This window comes from Arthrobacter sp. MYb23 (genome assembly GCF_002979775.1).
Lineage (GTDB): Bacteria > Actinomycetota > Actinomycetes > Actinomycetales > Micrococcaceae > Arthrobacter.
In genome coordinates, this window is the sequence record NZ_PCPR01000017.1 from 77,049 (window position 1) to 95,685 (window position 18,637).

An 18,637-nucleotide genomic window follows, 5' to 3' on the forward strand; every position below is an offset into this window, starting at 1 on the left:
CAGTGAGGGAAGCAAGCACGGAGCTTCTGGTCGAGGCGGACCCGAACACCAACGTGACGGATCTCCTCCTGGAACGCTGCCACAAAGATCCGTTCGGTAACCTTTATGAGCACCAGACAGCGAACGGTTGGTTGAACGTCTCCGCGGCGAGGTTCCTTGCCGATGTCACGGCCCTGGCCAAAGGCCTGATCGCCGGTGGGCTCAACCCTGGCGATCCTGTGGCTGTCCTGTCCCGCTCAAGCTTTGAATGGACGCTGGTGGACTTCGCCATCTGGATGGCCGGCGGGGTCACCGTCCCCATTTATGAGACGTCGTCGGCAAGCCAGATCGAATGGATCCTCGCCGATTCGGGAGCCCGACGCATCTTTGTGGAAGACTCGGGCAAAGCTGATCTCGTCCACGCTCTGGTGGAGAACTCTGCCGTCCTGGGAGAGGACCCCGTCACCATCATCCGGATGGAGCACGACGGCGACGCACCCAACCTGACCAGCGTCTCCGCCGTCGGGATCGGCGTCATGGACAACGAGCTGGAGCGCCAGCGCAGCGCAGCAAACCTTTCCAGCATCGCCTCAATCGTCTACACCTCTGGGACAACCGGCAAGCCCAAGGGCTGCGAAATCACCCACGGCAACTTTGTCCTCGTGGCACGGAACGTCATCCCGTTCCTCCCCGAGCTCCTCATGCAAGAAGGTGCCCGGACGCTGATGTTCCTGCCCTTGGCGCACGTCCTCGCCCGGGCGGTCCAGGTTGTCTGCCTGACTGCGGGCATCACTCTGGGGCACAGTGCCGGTGCCAGTGGGCTGATGGCAGACCTGGGATCCTTCAAGCCCACTTTCCTGCTCGCGGTGCCCCGCATTTTCGAAAAGGTCTACGCAGGGGCCAACCACAAAGCGGCCATGAGCGGTAAGTCCGCCCTCTTCACGGCAGCTTCGGCCACCGCGGTGCAATATTCGACGGCGGTGGACCTCGCCGCCCGCGGCAAGGGCGCGGGTCCGGGCTGGCTTCTGAGCATGAAACATTCCACGTTCAACAAGCTCCTCTACCCCAAGGTCAGGGAGCTGTTCGGCGGCGACGTAGGCTACACGGTTTCCGGCGCCAGTCCCCTCAGCCTCCGGGACAACCATTTCTTCCATGGAGCTGGCGTTCCGGTTCTTGAGGGCTATGGGCTGACGGAGACCACTGCGCCCTGCACGGTCAATACGCCCAGCATGTCCCGGATCGGCACGGTGGGGATTCCCCTGCCGGGAACCACCATCAGGGTGGCCCATGACGGAGAGGTGCTGGTCAAGGGCATCGGCGTCTTCAACGGTTACCACAATGATGGCGAAGCCACCCAGGCTGCCTTCGTTGACGGCTTCTTCCGCACCGGGGATCTGGGCGAACTCGACGCCGACGGCTTCCTGACCATCACCGGCCGCAAAAAGGACCTCCTGGTGACGGCCGGTGGCAAGAATGTGGCGCCGGCTCCCTTGGAGGAGAAACTGCGCGAACACCCCTTAGTGGGGCAGGCAGTGGTTGTGGGCGATGGCCGGCCGTTCGTCGCCGCGCTGCTTGGATTGGACCCCGACGGGCTCGCGGACTGGTGCGCCGAAAACAAATTAGGGCCGCTGAGCCCCGAGGAAGCCGCTGGCGAAGACCGGGTAAAGGCGGCCGTTCAATCAGCAGTGGACGAGGCCAACAAGCTCGTCTCAGCTGCTGAATCCATCAAGAAGTTTGCGTTTATCACCGAGGATCTCAGCGTCGAGTCCGGGCACCTGACGCCGTCGCTCAAACTGAAGCGGGCCGCTGTCCTCACCGACTTCTCAGCGGCAGTGGAGAAGCTCTACAAGAAGTAAGGCCTCCACCTAGGCCGCCTCGAATCACCACCTAGTGCTGCCAATTCGGCACCTAATTCGGCCAAATTCACCACCTAGTTAGGCCAATGTCCCTCTAGGTGCCGTTGTTATCCCCATAGCGTTTCCTCACGAACCAAACGTTCAAAGGGGAACTCATGGCCACACCATCAGGCATACCAACACCGGCGCTCTACTACTCGCGTGTCCGGGCTACCTTGGTACCTCGAGTTGCGGGTTTCACGATGGTTGCGCTGGGCCCGGTGCTGTTCGTGCTGATCGTCCTGAAGAACACACCGGAAGTGCTCTTCGCACCGCTGGTCATCACCGCAGCTGGTTCATTCATCGCGTTCACGACCGTCACCGTCAAGGTCGACTCGCAGAACGTCGTGATCGCCTTCTGCGACATCTTCAAACGGACATTACCCAGGGATGAAATCGCGACGTTGACCACGGACAACGCGGCCGGTCCCAGTGGTTACGGATTCCGATACATGGGGCCCGGCATGGTCGGGTACCTCGTCGGCGGTCCCGAGATCAATATCGAGATGAAAAGCGGTAAGACCGTCATCGCCAGCACGGACCGCCCTGAACAGCTCATTCGTGTTCTGACCGAAGCAAACCACTAAAAGAGGAGAACAAATTGTCGAAACGAACCTGGCCCCTGTCAGCAGGAGCTGTGGCACTGACCGCCGCCATCGCCCTGGGCTCAAGCGGAGTCGCCTCGGCAGCACCCACGCAAACCCACGCCGTCACACGGCATGTGGTGAAGGACGCCACATCCGCTGGCAAAGGGCTCTTCAAGGCCATCTACTTTGGCGTCGGACCACAGGTGGCTGAAGTTCAGGAGAAGCTGGGTGACAGTACCTACGAAGCTTTCGCGCAGTCCGCATCCAGCCACGAGGGACAAGCTCAGGCAGCGGACGCGGTCGTGTCTGCCTTGGAGGCCAAGAATCCCAAATTCTTCGCCGCCTTCCACGCCGCCTTGACGAGTGGCGACGTCCTGCGGGTTGATGCGAAATTCAAGCAGGTCCAGAAGATGATGACGGACCTCCTCAAGTCTGAGCCGCAGCAGGTTTCGGCATTGGCAAAGTCAGATACCGCCAATCCCCTGGCGGCCGTACCTGTCTTCATTTGGGCCGCAGCGGTGTGGGATGTCGCGGCAGCTGTTAACTACGCTGTCGGCGTCAACGTCGCTGTGGCGGCAGCCGCAGTGGTGGTGGTGTACGCCAAGGTGGCCTTCTGGCCCTCTGCGGGCACCACGGGATCGCAACTGGAGAGCGAGAACAGCATCTCCCAGTTCACAACGGCCCTGGCGCAGAACTGATCCCGGCCCTATTGATGAGCTGCAAACACAGCGTTGAGGGTGTCCCCGTTCCGGACTGGACGCCCTCAACGGGACCACAAGTAAATCCCCTTCATCTGGTGGCTCCCATAGCTGGCCTCCTGGTCCTGGGAATGTACTCCGGTTTGTCTTCGATTCCTTCAACTATCCTTGCGCTGCCTTACTTCGACCAAGTGAAACCCAACGCCGTCTCCGCCATGCCTCAAGGGTGGGCCTTCTTTTCGAAGTCGCCCCGAGATCCTTCCATCGCTCCATATCGCGAAGATATCAACGGCTCATTTGAGTCGGTCAGCAAACTTCCAACTACCCGGGTCGAGAATCTCTTTGGTGTTAGCAGGGAGGGGCGCGCCCAAGGCGTCGAGGTGGCTTTGATATCCGGCGAGTCCGGGGCCGAAAATTGGCTGGATTGCTCCACCCCAGCACTCCAGGAGTGCGCCGAAATGGTGCGTGACGCAACGTCGACTGCTGTTACCAATACCGTTGCGTCCCCCACGGTTTGCGGTGAGATAGTGCTTGTTCAAACCACGCCGGTGCCGTGGTCATTTAGGCACCAAACCGCACTGAGGGAGAAAGCCGACAAGGTAATCAAGCTGCGTGTGGAATGTAATGGCCAATAGGCTTTCAACCATCGCAGACCTGCCGCAGATTACCCTGCCCCTGGTCTGGTCTCCGTTCATGGGAATGGTACGAAGCATTTTGGCTGTCGGTACGCTGCTGACCTTGATTTTCACTAGCAACGACGCGTTGTTCCGTCCAGTTCTTGGTGTGGGCAACTATCCGCTGTGCCGCGGAGTCGAATCGCTAGGCCTCTTCTGTATCATTTCGCTAGAGCAACTCGGTCTCGCCAAGATTCTAGGCATTCTCATCCTGTTGCTAGTCATCTCCGGCTACTTGCCCCAGCTCACGGGTGTCCTGCACGCGTGGGTGGCCTTCAGCGTGGCAACGGGCATTTCAATCCCGGACGGCGGGGACCAGATTACGTCCAACTTGGCACTTCTGCTGGTTCCGATCTGCCTGACAGATCCAAGGCTGAGCCACTGGTCCCGGGCTAAGACGGGTTCCTTGTGGATTCCAAGCAGGGCCGGAATTGCAGGTGTCTCCCTGGCAGGACTGAAAGTTCAAGTTTCCGTTTTGTACTTCTATTCCATGACCGGAAAGATGTTTCAGACCGAGTGGGCCGAGGGTTCGGCGCTGTACTACATAGGATCCGGGTTCTTCGGACCTTCCGGGGCCTTGAAGGATGCCTTTGCCGTACTGACGGATAATCCGGTGATGTCCCTTGGTATGTCGTGGGCCGCACTTCTGATCGAGTTGCTGCTGGCAGTGACGTTGCTGACGCCCGTCAGGTACCGACTTGCCTGGTTTGCCCTGGGCGCTTCGCTCCACACAGGCATCGCAGTATTCTTGGGAATCTGGAGCTTCCAGGTCGCCATGTTGGCTGCCTTGTCCTTGCTGACTATCCCGGCCACGTCGCCGGTGTATTCGTCCGAATTTCGCCTTCGCCACTTCAGGTTGAAGACGGCTTTCGCGGCGCGATAACCGAAGAACGGACACGAATTGAAAAGTTATTCGGATCGTGTCCGTCAGGCTTCAGCTAACGGCGGGCCTCTGTAGCCTCCTGGCGGATGTCAGCGGATACGGGCTCATCGCCGACTTCCTGCGCGGAAGACTCAGCGTCCGCGGCCTCTTGCTTATCCGCAAGGCCACGACGCCGCTTGGTGGGCCACGTGAAGATGAACGTCAGCGTCGCTGCAAGGAACACCAGAGCGCCAATGACGATGCCCGCATCAATCCAGAACTGGCCCGGGAAGAGCCGGATCAGGGTGTCTTCCAGCGAGAAGGTCCACGTTCCATTGGCAAAGAAGATCCGGTGGAACTCCGTGAAGAACTGCTGCCAGCTCAGGGCTGCCAGGACGGCGAGACCAATGATGATGACCAACGTGACGATTGAACCGGCGAAGAGACCGCGCCGGATCCCGCCATTGCTTCGCTTACGCAGATACAGGATGGCGATGATGCTGAGGATGATGAGCAAGAGCCCAGCCCCGAAGGAGGACAGGATAACCAGCTTCACGTCGGCCATATGCGAGACTTCGCTGTCCGTGAAGAGCTTCTCCCCGTCTTGGTTGACCAAGCCCCCAAGGAAGCGGGGACCGGCCCAGTTGCTCAGGTAGTCCACCGCGTACGAACCATAGGTCATGCGGTCATCAGTGCTGAAGCCATATCCGTCGCCGGGGAAACCCGGACGGTTGTACTCCACCCACAGGAACAGCGGACTGGTCACTGCCCGGACGGCCAGCACCAGGAGAATGACGGGATAGAAAATGGCCAGCAGCACCTGAAAAATCCGTGGGCCGATCGGCTTCACCTTTGCGGCTTGCTCGCGTTCGGCATTCCGTCGCGCCACTTCGTCGTCCGGTGGACGGATCTGAAGAGCCGACGTCGGCAAAGGTTCCGAATAGTGCGACGGCCCCTTGGTGCTGGACGGCGCCTTGGTGGTGGAGGCCTCCGCAAGGGTGTCGGCGAACAGCGGAGTTTCAGTTCCGGTGTCGGCAGCCTCAGCAGCTTTGCGGTCCGCGCGGCTCTCGGGCTGGCCGTTGGCTGGCGTCGCAGTTGAGGGAGTTGCTGACGATTTTGCTGCCGCGGGTGTGGCTCCGGCCTTTGGTGCAGGAGTGGCCTCGGTAGTGCCACCGGACGATTTCGGCTTCATCCAGTCGAAGGCCGGTTCGTTGGGGTCCTCATGGACGTCCATGTCCGGTTCTTGTGGTTTTGGGCTCTTGTCGCTCACAGCGGGTTCACTTCCGTAGGCATCCACCGGCGATTGCTTGCTGCCGGCTCTCTTGTCTGCATTCGAGCCTACCGCCCGGCATTACACAGACACGCGGTGCCACCCCGGCTGCGACCAGATTGAAACGTAACTGTAAGCTCTAGGCTGCGATGCTGCGATATCCGGCGTCGTTGGCTTCCAAGTCTCCCGTGACGCCCGCGCGGACCGCTTTCCCACCAAGAACCAAGGTGTACACCCAGTAGCCGGCCAAAACCAACGCACCGATAGTGATCTTGGCCCATACCGGGAGCGGGCTCGGCGTGACAAAGCCTTCCACAATGCCGGAGACGAGCAGGACAAGTACCAACCCCATGGCAATGGTGATCAGCGAACGGCCTTCATCAGCCACAGCCTGCAGCCTCGTCCTCGGGCCCGGCCGCACCATGGCCCAGAAAATCTTGAGTCCCGCAGCACATGCTATGAAGACGGCCGTGAGTTCCATGAGTCCGTGCGGAAGAATGTAGCTGAAGAAAATGTCCATCTTCCCGGTCGCCAGGAAGAGCCCCGCCGCGATTCCCAGCCCCTGGGCGTTCATGAACAGGATGTAGGGCACCCAGAATCCCGTGACGCCGAAGGCCACGGCCTGGGCGGAGATCCAAGCGTTGTTGGTCCATACCGCTCCGGCGAAGGAAGCCGCCGGATTCTCGGAGTAGTAGTCGATGAAGTCTTCCTCCACGTACTGCTGCACCCTGGCGTCGCTGGAGGCCACAGCCCTCAATGCCTCCGGTGAGGTGCCAATCCACAGAGCATAAGCACCCGCAACCAGGACAAAGGCGAGCCCGCACCACAGGGTCAGCCACCGGATGCGGTAAAACGCTGCAGGAAGTGAAATGACGAAAAACCGCGCCAGATCCTCCATGAAATTCGAGCGGGCCCCGGTGAACCGCGTCCGCGCCTGAGCAAGCGCTGCGGACAAGGACTCGGACAATCCCGTCTCCGGTGCCACAGAACGGATCAGTGAGAGGTGCCCGGACACCGTCTGATAAAGGCGCAGAAGTTCGTCTGCCTCGGCACCCGTCAGTCGGCGCTTGTGCGCCAGGAAATGAAGCCGCGACCATTTGTCCTCATGTACGGCCGAGAAGGCATCAATGTCCACGCCACCACCCTAGCGCCTGTATCCACCGTGCGGTCTGCCCCGCCGCCGCTAGACTCGTTGGTGCGGGCACTCAAGGCGCCCGCAGAATTGGCAAAACTTGGGGGCAGGCATGAGTTCAATCATCACAGGCGAGGCAGTAGTCCTCGAGCTTCGCCCCGCCTCCTTTGCCGCGCGCGCCCTGGGCCTCATCCTGGATGTCATCTCCCAAGTGGTCCTCGCGATACTCCTGATCATCCTCATCGCCACAGCCTCCCAGGATCTCGACGAGGCTGCCGTCCAAGCGCTCATCCTCAGCAGCGTTGTGTTCTCCGTGGTCATCGTCCCCGTTACCGTGGAGACGCTGACCCGCGGGCGCTCGTTGGGGAAACTCGCAACGGGACTACGCATAGTCCGCGACGACGGCGGGTCCATCCGCTTCCGGCACGCCCTCATCCGCGGTCTCCTCGGCTTCCTGGAGATCTACATGACCTTCGGCGGCCTCGCAATCGGTGTGGCACTTTTTAACGACAAATCCAAGCGCCTCGGCGACATCGTTGCAGGCACCTACTCCCTCCGGCAACGCGTTCCCTCAAAACCCCGGATCATGCCCATGGCCCCGCATCACTTGCAATCATGGGTGGCCATGGCGGACATCGGCAAGGTACCGGATGCCACCGCCCGGCGGGCTGGAACTTTCGTGCAGCAGGCATACCTCATGGCACCGGCGTCGCGCGTCAATATGGCGGCCTCGCTGGCATCCGAACTCGCCAGGTACGTGGCCCCTCCGCCTCCGGCCGGCACCATCCCCGAAGACTACATAGGCGCAGTCCTCGGGGAACGGCGCAACCGCGAACTCGTGCGACTACGGCAAGCGGAACAGCGGAACGCCACCATAGGTGAGCGACTTAGAAAGCTGCCGTTCACTCATGACTCGTAGGTCCGGTGCGGCTGTTACCAGCCGTCCTCGGCGTGCTCGCTCATTCTTCGCTTAGACGCACGCTGCCGGACGGCTGGCGACCGCCGCCCCGTCCAGGTCACCAGTGATCCGGTTTGGTGAGTCTTGGGGGTAGGAGGGTGTTGGGGTTGCCTTCGGCGGCGTTGATCTGGGGTTGGGTCAGGTAGAGCGCCTTGGAGAGGTCTGCGTTGTGCAGCCGGGCTCCGCGTAAGTCAGCTCCCAGAAGATCCACGGCTGTGAGGTCGGAGTTTTTGAGGTTGGCTCCGATCAGGTAGGCGCCGCGTAGGTCTGCGCCGCAGAGGCGCTGGTTCGCAAGGTCAGCGCCCATGAGGTCGGCACCCGCCTGGAGGCCGCCGTCGGGGGTTTGCCGACCCTCGGCGCCGTAGGAAGCGCGGGCATCTTCGCTGACCTCCATCAGGAGCGCCCGAACCTCTCCGTGGAGGGACTCGACGTCGGCCGCAAGGACCGTGATCGCGTCGCCTTGGGCGGAGGCGGCCAAGCCCTCGGACAGATAGTCCGCCGCAGCCGCGAGCTCGGGATCGAAAGTCCGCTGCCTGGCTTCGGCCAGGTACCAGAGCATCTCGTGGAGTTGCCTGACTACTTTGAATACGGCGAACATCGAGGACTTGGACGAAGGGTCCTGTGTCCAACTGGTTCCGGCGAAGATGTGTTGGGACACCACTTGGCCGGCGCCGAAACAATCAAAGACCGTGCAACCGCGGAAGCCCCGGGGCCTGAGGCGGTTGTGGATGCTGCAGGAAAAGTCGTCCGCCATGTTCGGGCATGGCGAGGCGGCAGGTTTTTCGATCGCGAAGTCAGCGGATCGGGCGAATCCGAGCGCGGTACAGCAAAGGGCAAAACAGTTGCCGCAATCCGGGCTGAGGCTTGGTGAAATGGTCATGCATGCTCCAGGTGAAGAGAAAGGGTCCGGGGGAAAGAGCCGGGGAACCCACGAGAGGGTTCCCCTGAGGGACACCCGTGATCACCTTGGAGGGCAGCACAAAGAACAGGGCCGACGTATTGTCAGCGCTGGAGAAAAGGGTCAAAGCGCGCAGGAAAGAATCACTGCAACGATCTTAACAGCAGGACTAGCGCTGGGCGTAGCTCGCCCAGGGGATGTTCCAGTCGCCGAAGCCTTCCAGCGGTTCCACTGCCGGTGCTCCGGTGTTGAGGATCTGGACGACGTCTCCGGTCTTCATGTTGTTGAAGAACCATTCGGCATCCTCAGGCAGCAGGCCCACGCAGCCGTGAGAGACGTTCACCCGGCCGATGGCCCCCCACGCCGATTCGAGGGCTTGGTGGACATAGACGCCGGACCAGGTGAGTCGGTTGGCGTAGTCCACCACCATCGGGGCGTAGTAGCCCTTGTCCCCCGGCTTCAGACCGATGCTGCCGGCGTTGAAGTTGGACTTGCGTTCCTGTTCCAGAATCACCGCGTACCCCGTGGGCGAAAGCCAGTCCTCGCCGCCCAGCGATACGGGCGCTGTATGGACCAACTGCCCATCGGAGTACACATTCATGGTCTTGGTGGTGTCATCCACCACTGCCACCCGCTGGGGGCCGGTGGTGAAAGTCGAAACGACGTCGGCATTGCCGATCATCTTGTTCCCGAAGTCGACGCCCAAAAGCTTCATGTCCACGGTGACGGTGGTGCCCGAAACCCAGAAGGCCTCCGGACGGATCCTGACCTTCTTGTCCGAGTACCAGTGCCAAGCCACGGGCTGGCCGGACGAAACGGTGATGGCAACCCGCTTCTCCATGGCCACTTTGTCTATAACGGGCTCGCTGAAGTTGATTTCAATGGGCTGTCCGGAACCTGCTGTGGTGCCGTGGCGGGGGTAAATGGACGCATCTGCCTCGTAGGCAGCGGAAACCGTGGTGAAGGTTTGGGACTTCTTGGTCTCCTTGCCCGCCGTGTCCACCACGGTGAAGGCGAAGCTGTACTGCGTTTTGAACTTCAGGACTTCAAGGGTGGTCCACGTGCTGCCATCAGGGCTGGTCTGACCCTGCACCGACACCCCGCCGCCCACCGGCGTCAACATGACGTCCTTCAGCTTGCCGTTGACCGCTTTGATTTGGGGGCCAACAACGGGGTTCCACTCCACAGCGCCGTCCAGCGGAGTGATGCCCAACTCCACGGGTTTGGCCTCCACCGTGGGAGCGGGCGACGGCGCAACGGCCGCTCCTTGAGGAGAGCCAGCCAGGAGCCCGGGCACCGTGACCACGCCAATTCCGCCCACCACAATAGCTGCGCAGACTCCAATGATGGCAATGATCTTGCCCTTTTTCCGTGTGGCGACTTCCGTCATGGTTCCCGTCATCCTGTCCCCCGCAAGCAGTACTGAACACCCAATTCTAGCCGAAAGGCCGGACACGCTGGTCGCGTGTCCGGCCTTTCACCATCGATTTGGGTATCACCGGCATCGGCGAACGGTGCAGCCTAGTAGCGGTAGTGCTCCGGCTTGTACGGCCCTGCGACGTCCAGGTCGAGGTAGTCGGCCTGATCCTTGCTCAGTTCGGTCAGCTCGACGCCCAAAGCATCCAGGTGGAGGCGCGCAACCTTCTCATCCAGGATCTTGGGGAGGACGTAGACCTGATTCTGGTACTCGCGCTCCCCGGCGGGCTGGTCCTTCTTGGTCCAGAGTTCAATCTGCGCAATGGTCTGGTTGGCGAAGGAGTTACTCATCACGAACGACGGGTGGCCTGTGGCATTGCCCAGGTTAAGCAACCTGCCCTCGGACAGCACAATGATGGAACGCTCCGAATCCGTGCCTGCCTCGAACACCCACTCGTGGACCTGCGGCTTGATCTCAACCTTCTCGACGCCAGGAATCTTCGCAAGCCCGGCGATGTCGATCTCGTTGTCGAAGTGGCCGATGTTTCCAACGATTGCTTTGTTCTTCATGCCCAGCATGTGCTCGGCCATGATGACGTCCTTGTTGCCCGTGGTGGTGATGAAGATGTCACCCTGGGCGAGCACCGTCTCCAGCTTGGCCACCTGGTAGCCGTCCATCGCAGCCTGGAGAGCACAGATGGGGTCGATCTCGGTGACGATGACCCGTGAGCCCTGGCCGCGCAGCGCCTCAGCGGCGCCCTTTCCGACGTCGCCGTAGCCGCAGACAACCGCAACCTTGCCGCCCATGAGGACGTCCGTGGCCCTGTTGATGCCATCCGGAAGGGAGTGCCGGATGCCGTACTTGTTATCGAACTTGCTCTTGGTCACGGAGTCGTTGACGTTGATGGCCGGGAACAGCAGCTTGCCCTGCTCCGCGAGCTGGTAAAGGCGGTGCACGCCGGTGGTGGTTTCCTCGGTGACGCCCTCAATGCGGGCGGCCAGGCGGGTCCACTTGTTCGGATCAGCGGCAAGGGTCCTGCGCAGGAGGTCCAGGATGAGGACGTACTCTTCCGGATCTTCCTCTGTGGCAGTGGGAACGGCACCCGCGGCTTCGAATTCGACGCCCCTGTGCAGCAGCAGCGTGGCGTCGCCGCCGTCGTCGAGAATCATGTTGGGACCCAACTCCGGGTTGGCGTCAGCGCCAGGCCAGGTGAGGATCTGCTCCGCAGTCCACCAGTACTCCTCGAGGGTTTCGCCCTTCCAAGCGAAAACCGGGACACCCTGCGGGTCCTCCGGAGTGCCCTTGCCGACGACGACGGCGGCAGCGGCTTCATCCTGGGTGGAGAAAATGTTGCAGGAGGCCCAGCGGACCTCGGCGCCCAGGGCAGTGAGGGTTTCGATGAGCACAGCGGTTTGTACCGTCATGTGCAGTGACCCGGCGATCCTTGCACCCTTGAGCGGCTGCGCGGCACCGAACTCCGCGCGGAGCGACATGAGGCCCGGCATTTCGTGCTCGGCCAGACGGATCTGGTGGCGGCCGGCCTCCGCGAGAGTGATGTCAGCCACTTTGAAGTCAAAAGTCATGAAAGTCCTTTAGGGGTACCGTGCGGATGTGGTGGAAGAAGGCGCGTCAGGCCTTGGAATCGTGCTGGCCCGAGGTTGCCGCGTTGGCGGCTGCCAGCAGTTCCGGTGGCAGGAGCAGCGGGATGCCGTCCTCAATGGTGTAGCGGAGCTTTTCGCCGTCCGCAGCGGCATCGGTGGAAACCAACTCATCGCCCTCTTGGACCAGCGGTGAACCCGTCACCGGGCAGCGCAGGATGGACAACAGTTCAGGACTGACCTTTGGCATGAATGATGCTCCCTGGGTGGCGCCGGCATGGCGCCGCTGGCGGATATATCTGCAGATTCCAGACTACCGCGCACTGAGATCGGGTTTTGATCCCGACGACGAATTGCGTCCAGAGCCCGGGAACCGAGGGCCTGGGGAGGGCGGGTCAGGACGGTTCGCGGAGGATGCGCAAGTGCCCTCGCCGGGTGCCCTCGGCGCCGGCGGGCGGCTCCATCTGCGCGTGGCTTTGCCGGGCCGGAGTTTCAGTGGTGGCCGAGGCAGCCTCCCGGACCGCGTTGGCAAGTGCCAGCAAATCATCCGGACCTGGCTCCTGTGGCGTTGTGGGCATAGCCAAGCGCAGCACTTCCCAGCCACGCGGAACCGTCAGGGACTCCGCATGCTGCGAGCAAAGATCATAGGCATGCGGTTCCGCGTAGGTGGCCAGAGGCCCCAGAACTGCGGTTGACTCTGCGTACACGTACGTCAAAGTGGCCACCGCGGACTGGCGGCAGGCTGATCTGGAACATTGACGAATGGCACCCACAACATCCCAGATTAGCGCCATTGGGCACGGACATTGTGCATTGATGGCCCGTGCCTCACTAACTCGCCACAGTATTGAGCCGGCGAATCTTTGGAGTATCAAGCCACGCGGCGCGGTGCAGCCCATGAGGTCGCGCTGGCGGGCCCTCCGGACTAAAGTCGATATATGCAGTCACAGCCACATGTTCCCGGATTCACTATCCGGTGGACTGACGCCGATGGCGATCAGGCCCAGGAACACGCCGGTTCGGAAGTGCGGGGATTCCGGCGACGCCGGCGCAACCGGCACGGACGTGGACTGCGCGGAGAACTGATGCTCCCCAATCTCCCCGGATTCCGCACCCGCGCAGAGCGTTTCGATGACATGGTGCTGGACTCGGCGGAGCGACTCCAGGACATGTGGGGCAAACAACTCGACGGCGTTCTCTTTGCAGTCGACGAAATCCCGCCCAACCTTGAACAGCTCGTCGCCATGGGGAACACGGCCCCGTTGGGCTCCTACACGCCCGGTGGCCGCGGCGAGGCCCCCATGATCACGGTGTACCGTCGCGTCGTTGCGCAGGGTGTCTCCACCCGGGAGGAACTCCAGGACCTCGTCCATGACGTAGTGGTGGAGTACACGGCCGAGATGCTCGGCGTGCCTCCTGAGACGCTGGACCCGGTTTACCGGCGTCGATACCAATAGCTTCGCATCAATAACGACGCCGGCAGGCGGCTCAGGCGGTCAGCCGGCTCAGGCGGTCAGCCGGCTCAGGCAGTCGGCCGGCTCCTGCGGATGCTGCTGAGGCGTTGAGCGTGCGGCTAGTAGCCAACCGAGACAGGGACCTTCTGCAGCCCCGCGGCCGCATCCTGAATTGCCACGACGGAAACATCTGTGCGGCCTTGCTTTCCAAGCACCAGCGCGCCGTACACGGGGTCACCCGAAGCAGAAACCACGTAGCCCGCCACTACCGAGCCTCCGGACTTCTCCGGTAGCTCAATCATGGAGGTTGTCCCGCCGGAAAGGTCCACGTCAACGGCTTTGCCCACTTTTCCGTCGGCAGTGACCGGAGCGTAGCTGACCGTGCCACGCCCTTCAGGGACACCGAAGCTCAAAGACCTCTGGCCTTCCCGGGGTATGGCCACCAGGTGCTGGCTGCCGAGGCGGGCCGACGACGGCGACCAGGCAAAGTCCGTTGCATCCTCCGCTTTGGCGCCGCGGGTTACCCTCGACGATGCCAGAAAGGATACGTCCGAGCTGGCTCTGACGGTGTAGCTGCCGGCTGGAACGCCATCAAGGTTGAGGGTGGCCACGGTCCCGCCTTTGACCGTCAGCACTCCCCCGTTGGGAATCTTGCGTTCCCCGTTGGCACCATAAAGGCTGACTTGAACCACGGCGTCCGTGGAACCGGGGACGGCAATCTGAAGGGCCGGCACGGCATCCGCAAAACCTGACTTGGCGGCCAGGGCTTTGACTCCCGCCGGGTCCTGAATGTCGACGCCGGACATCACTTGCAGGTTCGATGGCCCGGCGCCCGGCGAGAGGTACTCGACGCCACCTGGAGCGATCCCACGCAACACGCTCTGTTGGATGGTGGCTGCAACCGGGCCGCCTGTACTGCGCACGTGCACGGCAAGTTGCGATTCACCAGGCGCGAGTCCGGCCAGGTTCACTGAACGGGTGGTTCCGGGAGCTACCAGGAGACCACGAGCCCCCGGTGCCTGGATCTGACCGGCGTATCCATACAATTCGAGGTTGACCGTGGCAGGGGTCTCGGAGGCATTGCTCACGTTAAGGACAGCAGTTCGGCCAACGGCAGTGTTTGCGCCCAACAGCCAGGCGTCATTTCCCGGTGGCTGGCACTGCGTGGACGCCAGGCCCCGGAGATCACCGTCCGTGGCTGAGTAGCTCAGGTTGCCAGCCAAGGACGCTTGCTCGTTTCCAACGGCCTCGGCGCCCACCACAGTGGGCGATGTGACAGGGCTGATGGACGCGACGCCGGCTGCCAGTACAGGCGGACCCACGGTGGGCGTAGGCGTGCTCGTGGGGGAATCTGCAATCCGGGCCACCGTGTTGCCACCGAGGGATGCCACATTGCTCCCTGGCACCGTTCCGGCCGGGTTGCTCAGCACCACGGCGTTCAGGGCACTGCTGGCCGTGGTGGACACAGGACTGAAGTCAGCATCCGTGCCTACTACGGTTCCGTTGACAAGCCTCGCGGGTTCGGGACAGACACCCAAGGCACGGCCCGCAGGCACGTCGGCCTGGCGGATGTCCGTGGTGGTCCCCCCGGAGGGTTCGGGCACCATGGACGTCGCGGCCACCGCCCCACCGCCTGCCGCAAGGATAACCACGGCCGAGAGGACGCCGGTGATGACCCCTTTATTGGAGCTGCGGCTGCTCGAGCTGCGGCTGCCGGAACTCCGGGGCTTCTTTGGCTCGGGGGCGCCAGTGCTTTCGCCGGACTCGTTCTTTTGGTCCTCAGACACTGCTGTACTCCTTACGGAGGGAGACTTCGTCCCTCGACATGCCGGTTCGGCTGCGGCGTGCGGGCATGGGCACGGCCAACAGAACCGTTAATCCAATCACCACTGCCTGCAGTATTCCGAACCACAGGGCCCAGGGGTTGGTATAGCGGATTTCAAGGTCACCCCCGCTGGCCGGCAGCTCGAAGGCCTGCGACCAACCGGATGTTGTGGACTGCAATTGGCGGCCATCCAGCCAGGCGGTCCAGCCGGGATCGGCGCGTTCGGCGAGGACAATCTTCCGGACGTTGTCCCCCGCTGCCCCGGTAGTGGCTGGTGGCACAGTGGCGTCCACGGACACTTCTTCGGATGGCAGCGTACTCAGGAGAGTGCCTTGGGAGTCCACGATGCGTACCCGGTGTGCGGTGTCGGCGGCAGTAGCGGCCTCCTGGTTCCGAGGCGTCACCCGCCACAGCCACCCGGCGTCGGTCTGGCCTACAGCCACGAGTCCCGGGACGGCGTCCATCCTGCTGGCCGTCAGTTGGGCTGCGTTGTCCTCTGCCTTGAGGACGATGAATCCTGCACCAAGCTGTTCAAGGTCTGCGCGAGGGTCCACGCCCGTGCCCGCCACGATGGTGGCAACAGCCCGGCGCAGGGACGCCGTGGCAGCGTCATCGTCAGCGATTTCCTCACGTCCCGGTGCGCCGATGATGGTCCGTGCAGAGGCAATGGTGGACAAGCTGTCCAACGTGGTACCGGCTCCGCGCATCAGTGATGAGGAGAAGGCGCCCTGCTCGCCGCTGGTGATGACCAGTGTTCGCGTGCGCTCAGGTCCCTGTCCACGGTCCACGGCAGTAGCAGGCAACGTGCCCGTCTCTACCGGCCAAATCTGGCGGCGGGTGCCAAGGGAAGACGTCTGTTCGGCAGTCCGGGATGCCGCACCCGATCCAGCAGTGGGCGTGGGCTGGAGGACATTTTGGGCGGCCCAGGCAGCCATGCCCGCAAGTGGACCTGCAACCAGGAGCGCCATGGCAACAGCCGAGGCAACGCGGCGGAGTGGGAGCTGACGGCGGGAAACCTTCGGTGCCTTTCGAGGTGCAGCGAAGAGCTTCTCAGCGCCAAGAACGGCAGCGCCCAGGAGCAATATGCCCGACGCCGATACGGCAGGGCCGGTAAAAGGGCCAACAATCACGTTGTTGTTGACCCCGGTGGCCACGTGGCCCACCAACCAACCGCTCGCCAGCGTAGCCAAAGCAACCAACCAGAACACCCGGGCCAGCGCAGCGCGTTTTCCAGGCAGGAACAAAGCGGCAACAGCGAGGATCAGGACCGGCGCAATGACCAGTAGAGCCAGCAGCAGAGCCCACGGCACAGGGCCAGGACCGAAGACCGCCAAACCGGTCACACCGCCGTCGATATTGAAAGCCAGCGGTTGGCCGAGAAGCTGCTGCCACAACGGAGCTGCCTCGAACGTCAGTGGCAATCCAGGATCGGCGAGCAATGAGCGCGGCCGGTCCAGCACGGATATTCCATAGGGCAGGAACAAGGCGACGGTTGGCAGGAGCGACCACCAGAGTGTTTTGCCCCGATGCCCGAGGACCACCGCGGCCAGGACCACCGCAACGACCACCGGCCCCAACAACGACGGCGCAGAGGCTGTGACCACGGCCATCGCCAGGCCTGCAGCGGCTGCGGCAGTCCACGATGGCGTTCCGTTGATGCCGGGCTTTCCGATGATCAGTACAGGACGACGGCTGAGCTGCCTGCCCGCCAACGCCGGGCCCTGGGCTACGGCGGATCCGGAGGCGCGCAAGAGCGCCAGAAGCAACAGTGGCATCATGACGTGGGCCACCACGGCGCCGGCACGGCCCTCGTTGATAGCGATAAGGAGCGCGGGAGCAGCGGACCATGCCAGGGCGGCAGCAAGCCGGAAACGGCGTTTGGTAGTAAGCGCACCGGATGCGAACCACGCCCCCAGAGCGGACAACGGCATGGCAAGGATCAGCAGCCACACCATCGCAGCGTTGCCGTCCCCGCCCCCAAAGAGTGAGAGCAGCCACAGCACATAGCCAAACGGATCGCCGTGCCCGGGCAGGCCAGCACCCAAGGAGATCCACCAAGCAGACGCGTTGGCCCAAACATCTCCTGGCGAGGCCGACAACGGCAGGAGCCCCCCACCGGCAACCGTGCCTGAGCGGAGCAGCCCCAGGAGCCCTACGAGAGCTGCTGCGAGGGCCACCAGTGCGGCTGCCACCGCGCCTGTGCCCACCCAGCCACGTTCATTGGTGACCAGTGCGGTGAAGTCATCGGCAGCATCCCCGCTGGGTTCCGGAGCCAGAAGATCGGAGAAACCTTGGGTGTCATCGGCGGGACGGATCGCTTCCAGCAACGAGCGCCTGTTGGCACGTACCTCGCGGGTGGGCGTCTGCAGTCCACGGACCACCGAGCGGTGCACGCGGCGTGTCCTCGCCGCGACGCGGCGGCCCTTGGCAATGGCGACGGGCCGGACAAGGGCAGCGATGGTGGCAGTGAACTGCGAGAGGCCATATCCCGGTTCTTTGACCAGGATACTCAGCACTAGTCGGACCACGGCCCCGAACAAGGCGCCTACCGCTTGGAAGGGTACATTCCACCAAGGGGTGTGCTTGAGCCGCAGGTGGATCTGGGCTTTTCGTGCGGCGGAAGACGTCCCCAGACCATGCGGGCGGTGTTCCACATGGAACATCCGGGCACTGGGGACGATGACCACGCGATTGCCCGCGAGCCAGTTTCGCCAGCAGAAATCCACGTCATCGCCACTGCCCGGAAGAGCGGGGTCAAAACCTTGCAGAAGTTCCCAGACGTCGCGTCGGATCAGCATTCCTGCGGAGTTCACGGCGAAGGTGTCGGTCCGGGCATCGTATTGCCCTTGATCCACTTCATCGGCGTCGATCAGCGTAAGGCGTTCAGCCCAGCGGCTCGTCGACAGTCCCACGTCCACCAGGTGCCGCTTGTTGTCCCAACCAAGCTGCTTGCATCCCGCCACCGTGACAGAGGGCGCGCGTTCAACCGCATGGAGAAGTTCCGCCAGCGCATCAGGCGCCGGCGCGGCGTCGTCATGCAAGAGCCAGATCCATTCGACGGAAGAGTCCTTCGCGCCACTGTTGGCCGGCGCGGCATCGCGTGCCGAACTGCCCACAGCATCGTGTGCGGCACCTCCTGAAGGAGCGAGCTCTTCCAGACCGGCGTGGACGGCTGCCCCGAAACCCGACTTCGCATGGTGGAACGAGGTCACATTGTTCTGGCCGAGGGCCTCGCTGAGCAATTCAAGCGAGTTATCCGTGGAACCTGTATCAACGCCAATGGCGGCATCTACCGAACGCGTCTGGTCCGACAATGCCGCCAATGTCCTGGGCAGATAGTTGCCGCCGTCGTGGGCAACCACGACGGCGGTAACATGCACTTCCTTGAGA

The 18,637-nt window shown here is 62.6% G+C and carries 16 protein-coding genes; 7 read left to right on the forward strand and 9 right to left on the reverse strand.

Annotation, left to right across the window (positions count from 1 at the left end; genetic code table 11):
* Window positions 1-2: 2 nt before the first annotated feature.
* The 5 genes from CQ020_RS16630 to CQ020_RS16650 all read left to right on the forward strand — a co-directional run bounded on the left by CQ020_RS16630 (window position 3) and on the right by CQ020_RS16650 (window position 4,716).
* Window positions 3-1,835, forward strand: a complete 1,833-nt coding sequence (locus CQ020_RS16630) for a long-chain fatty acid--CoA ligase (RefSeq protein WP_105692859.1) — start codon at window positions 3-5, stop codon at window positions 1,833-1,835.
* 155 nt (window positions 1,836-1,990) lie between these two features.
* On the forward strand, window positions 1,991-2,461 hold the full coding sequence (locus CQ020_RS16635) for a hypothetical protein (protein WP_146116669.1): 471 nt from the start codon (window positions 1,991-1,993) through the stop codon (window positions 2,459-2,461).
* A 14-nt stretch (window positions 2,462-2,475) separates the two neighbouring features.
* A complete protein-coding gene (locus CQ020_RS16640) occupies window positions 2,476-3,159 on the forward strand; it encodes a hypothetical protein (protein ID WP_146116670.1) in 684 nt (227 codons plus the stop codon).
* Window positions 3,160-3,374: 215 nt separating this feature from the next.
* Window positions 3,375-3,794: an SdpA family antimicrobial peptide system protein gene (locus tag CQ020_RS24785; RefSeq protein ID WP_374955203.1), complete on the forward strand. Its 420-nt coding sequence runs from the start codon at window positions 3,375-3,377 to the stop codon at window positions 3,792-3,794.
* A complete protein-coding gene (locus CQ020_RS16650; RefSeq protein ID WP_105692863.1) occupies window positions 3,784-4,716 on the forward strand; it encodes a sporulation-delaying protein SdpB family protein in 933 nt (310 codons plus the stop codon). The genes CQ020_RS24785 and CQ020_RS16650 overlap by 11 nt, the downstream gene beginning before the upstream one ends.
* Before the next feature lie 55 nt (window positions 4,717-4,771).
* Here the strand turns inward: CQ020_RS16650 and CQ020_RS16655 are convergent, their stop codons facing one another.
* On the reverse strand, window positions 4,772-5,965 hold the full coding sequence (locus CQ020_RS16655; RefSeq protein WP_258141960.1) for a TIGR01906 family membrane protein: 1,194 nt from the start codon (window positions 5,963-5,965) through the stop codon (window positions 4,772-4,774).
* 139 nt (window positions 5,966-6,104) lie between these two features.
* A complete protein-coding gene (locus tag CQ020_RS16660; RefSeq protein WP_105692865.1) occupies window positions 6,105-7,100 on the reverse strand; it encodes a stage II sporulation protein M in 996 nt (331 codons plus the stop codon).
* A gap of 109 nt (window positions 7,101-7,209) precedes the next feature.
* On the opposite strand from CQ020_RS16660, the gene CQ020_RS16665 reads away from it, so the two are divergent.
* Complete coding sequence (locus CQ020_RS16665) at window positions 7,210-8,016, forward strand: RDD family protein (protein ID WP_105692866.1); 807 nt, start codon at window positions 7,210-7,212, stop codon at window positions 8,014-8,016.
* Between the two features lie 97 nt (window positions 8,017-8,113).
* Here the strand turns inward: CQ020_RS16665 and CQ020_RS16670 are convergent, their stop codons facing one another.
* The 5 genes from CQ020_RS16670 to CQ020_RS16695 form a co-directional block, all read right to left on the reverse strand.
* The gene (locus CQ020_RS16670) at window positions 8,114-8,935 is read right to left on the reverse strand and encodes a pentapeptide repeat-containing protein (RefSeq protein ID WP_105692867.1); all 822 of its coding nucleotides are present in this window, start codon (window positions 8,933-8,935) and stop codon (window positions 8,114-8,116) included.
* Between the two features lie 187 nt (window positions 8,936-9,122).
* Window positions 9,123-10,343, reverse strand: coding sequence for an Ig-like domain-containing protein (locus CQ020_RS16680; protein ID WP_258141962.1), 1,221 nt, complete (start codon window positions 10,341-10,343; stop codon window positions 9,123-9,125).
* 131 nt (window positions 10,344-10,474) lie between these two features.
* Complete coding sequence (ahcY, locus tag CQ020_RS16685; RefSeq protein WP_105692870.1) at window positions 10,475-11,953, reverse strand: adenosylhomocysteinase; 1,479 nt, start codon at window positions 11,951-11,953, stop codon at window positions 10,475-10,477.
* A 46-nt stretch (window positions 11,954-11,999) separates the two neighbouring features.
* On the reverse strand, window positions 12,000-12,218 hold the full coding sequence (locus tag CQ020_RS16690; RefSeq protein ID WP_017198664.1) for a Trm112 family protein: 219 nt from the start codon (window positions 12,216-12,218) through the stop codon (window positions 12,000-12,002).
* A 145-nt stretch (window positions 12,219-12,363) separates the two neighbouring features.
* Complete coding sequence (locus CQ020_RS16695) at window positions 12,364-12,762, reverse strand: DUF3499 domain-containing protein (RefSeq protein WP_043457131.1); 399 nt, start codon at window positions 12,760-12,762, stop codon at window positions 12,364-12,366.
* A gap of 144 nt (window positions 12,763-12,906) precedes the next feature.
* Between CQ020_RS16695 and CQ020_RS16700 the strand changes: the two genes are divergently transcribed.
* Window positions 12,907-13,425 (forward strand): metallopeptidase family protein, encoded by a 519-nt coding sequence (locus tag CQ020_RS16700; protein WP_024820125.1) that lies wholly within the window; start codon window positions 12,907-12,909, stop codon window positions 13,423-13,425.
* A gap of 116 nt (window positions 13,426-13,541) precedes the next feature.
* On the opposite strand, the gene CQ020_RS16705 is transcribed toward CQ020_RS16700, so the two are convergent.
* Together CQ020_RS16705 and CQ020_RS16710 are read right to left on the reverse strand one after the other, a co-directional pair.
* Window positions 13,542-15,209 carry a DUF5719 family protein gene (locus tag CQ020_RS16705; protein ID WP_105692871.1) on the reverse strand — a complete coding sequence of 556 codons (1,668 nt, stop codon included), beginning with the start codon at window positions 15,207-15,209 and terminating at the stop codon, window positions 13,542-13,544.
* Window positions 15,202-18,627 carry a glycosyltransferase family 2 protein gene (locus CQ020_RS16710; protein ID WP_105692872.1) on the reverse strand — a complete coding sequence of 1,142 codons (3,426 nt, stop codon included), beginning with the start codon at window positions 18,625-18,627 and terminating at the stop codon, window positions 15,202-15,204. The genes CQ020_RS16705 and CQ020_RS16710 overlap by 8 nt, the downstream gene beginning before the upstream one ends.
* Window positions 18,628-18,637: the final 10 nt, after the last annotated feature.

What these genes read in the sequence shown, in the direction of transcription:
- CQ020_RS16650 (WP_105692863.1), top strand. Translation starts at nt 3,784, where the DNA reads ATGGCCAATAGGCTTTCAACCATCGCAGACCTGCCGCAGATTACCCTG.
- CQ020_RS16665 (WP_105692866.1), top strand. Translation starts at nt 7,210, where the DNA reads ATGAGTTCAATCATCACAGGCGAGGCAGTAGTCCTCGAGCTTCGCCCC.
- CQ020_RS16680 (WP_258141962.1), bottom strand. Translation starts at nt 10,343, where the DNA reads ATGACGGAAGTCGCCACACGGAAAAAGGGCAAGATCATTGCCATCATT.
- CQ020_RS16670 (WP_105692867.1), bottom strand. Translation starts at nt 8,935, where the DNA reads ATGACCATTTCACCAAGCCTCAGCCCGGATTGCGGCAACTGTTTTGCC.
- CQ020_RS16635 (WP_146116669.1), top strand. Translation starts at nt 1,991, where the DNA reads ATGGCCACACCATCAGGCATACCAACACCGGCGCTCTACTACTCGCGT.
- CQ020_RS16690 (WP_017198664.1), bottom strand. Translation starts at nt 12,218, where the DNA reads ATGCCAAAGGTCAGTCCTGAACTGTTGTCCATCCTGCGCTGCCCGGTG.
- ahcY (WP_105692870.1), bottom strand. Translation starts at nt 11,953, where the DNA reads ATGACTTTTGACTTCAAAGTGGCTGACATCACTCTCGCGGAGGCCGGC.
- CQ020_RS24785 (WP_374955203.1), top strand. Translation starts at nt 3,375, where the DNA reads ATGCCTCAAGGGTGGGCCTTCTTTTCGAAGTCGCCCCGAGATCCTTCC.
- CQ020_RS16700 (WP_024820125.1), top strand. Translation starts at nt 12,907, where the DNA reads ATGCAGTCACAGCCACATGTTCCCGGATTCACTATCCGGTGGACTGAC.
- CQ020_RS16695 (WP_043457131.1), bottom strand. Translation starts at nt 12,762, where the DNA reads ATGGCGCTAATCTGGGATGTTGTGGGTGCCATTCGTCAATGTTCCAGA.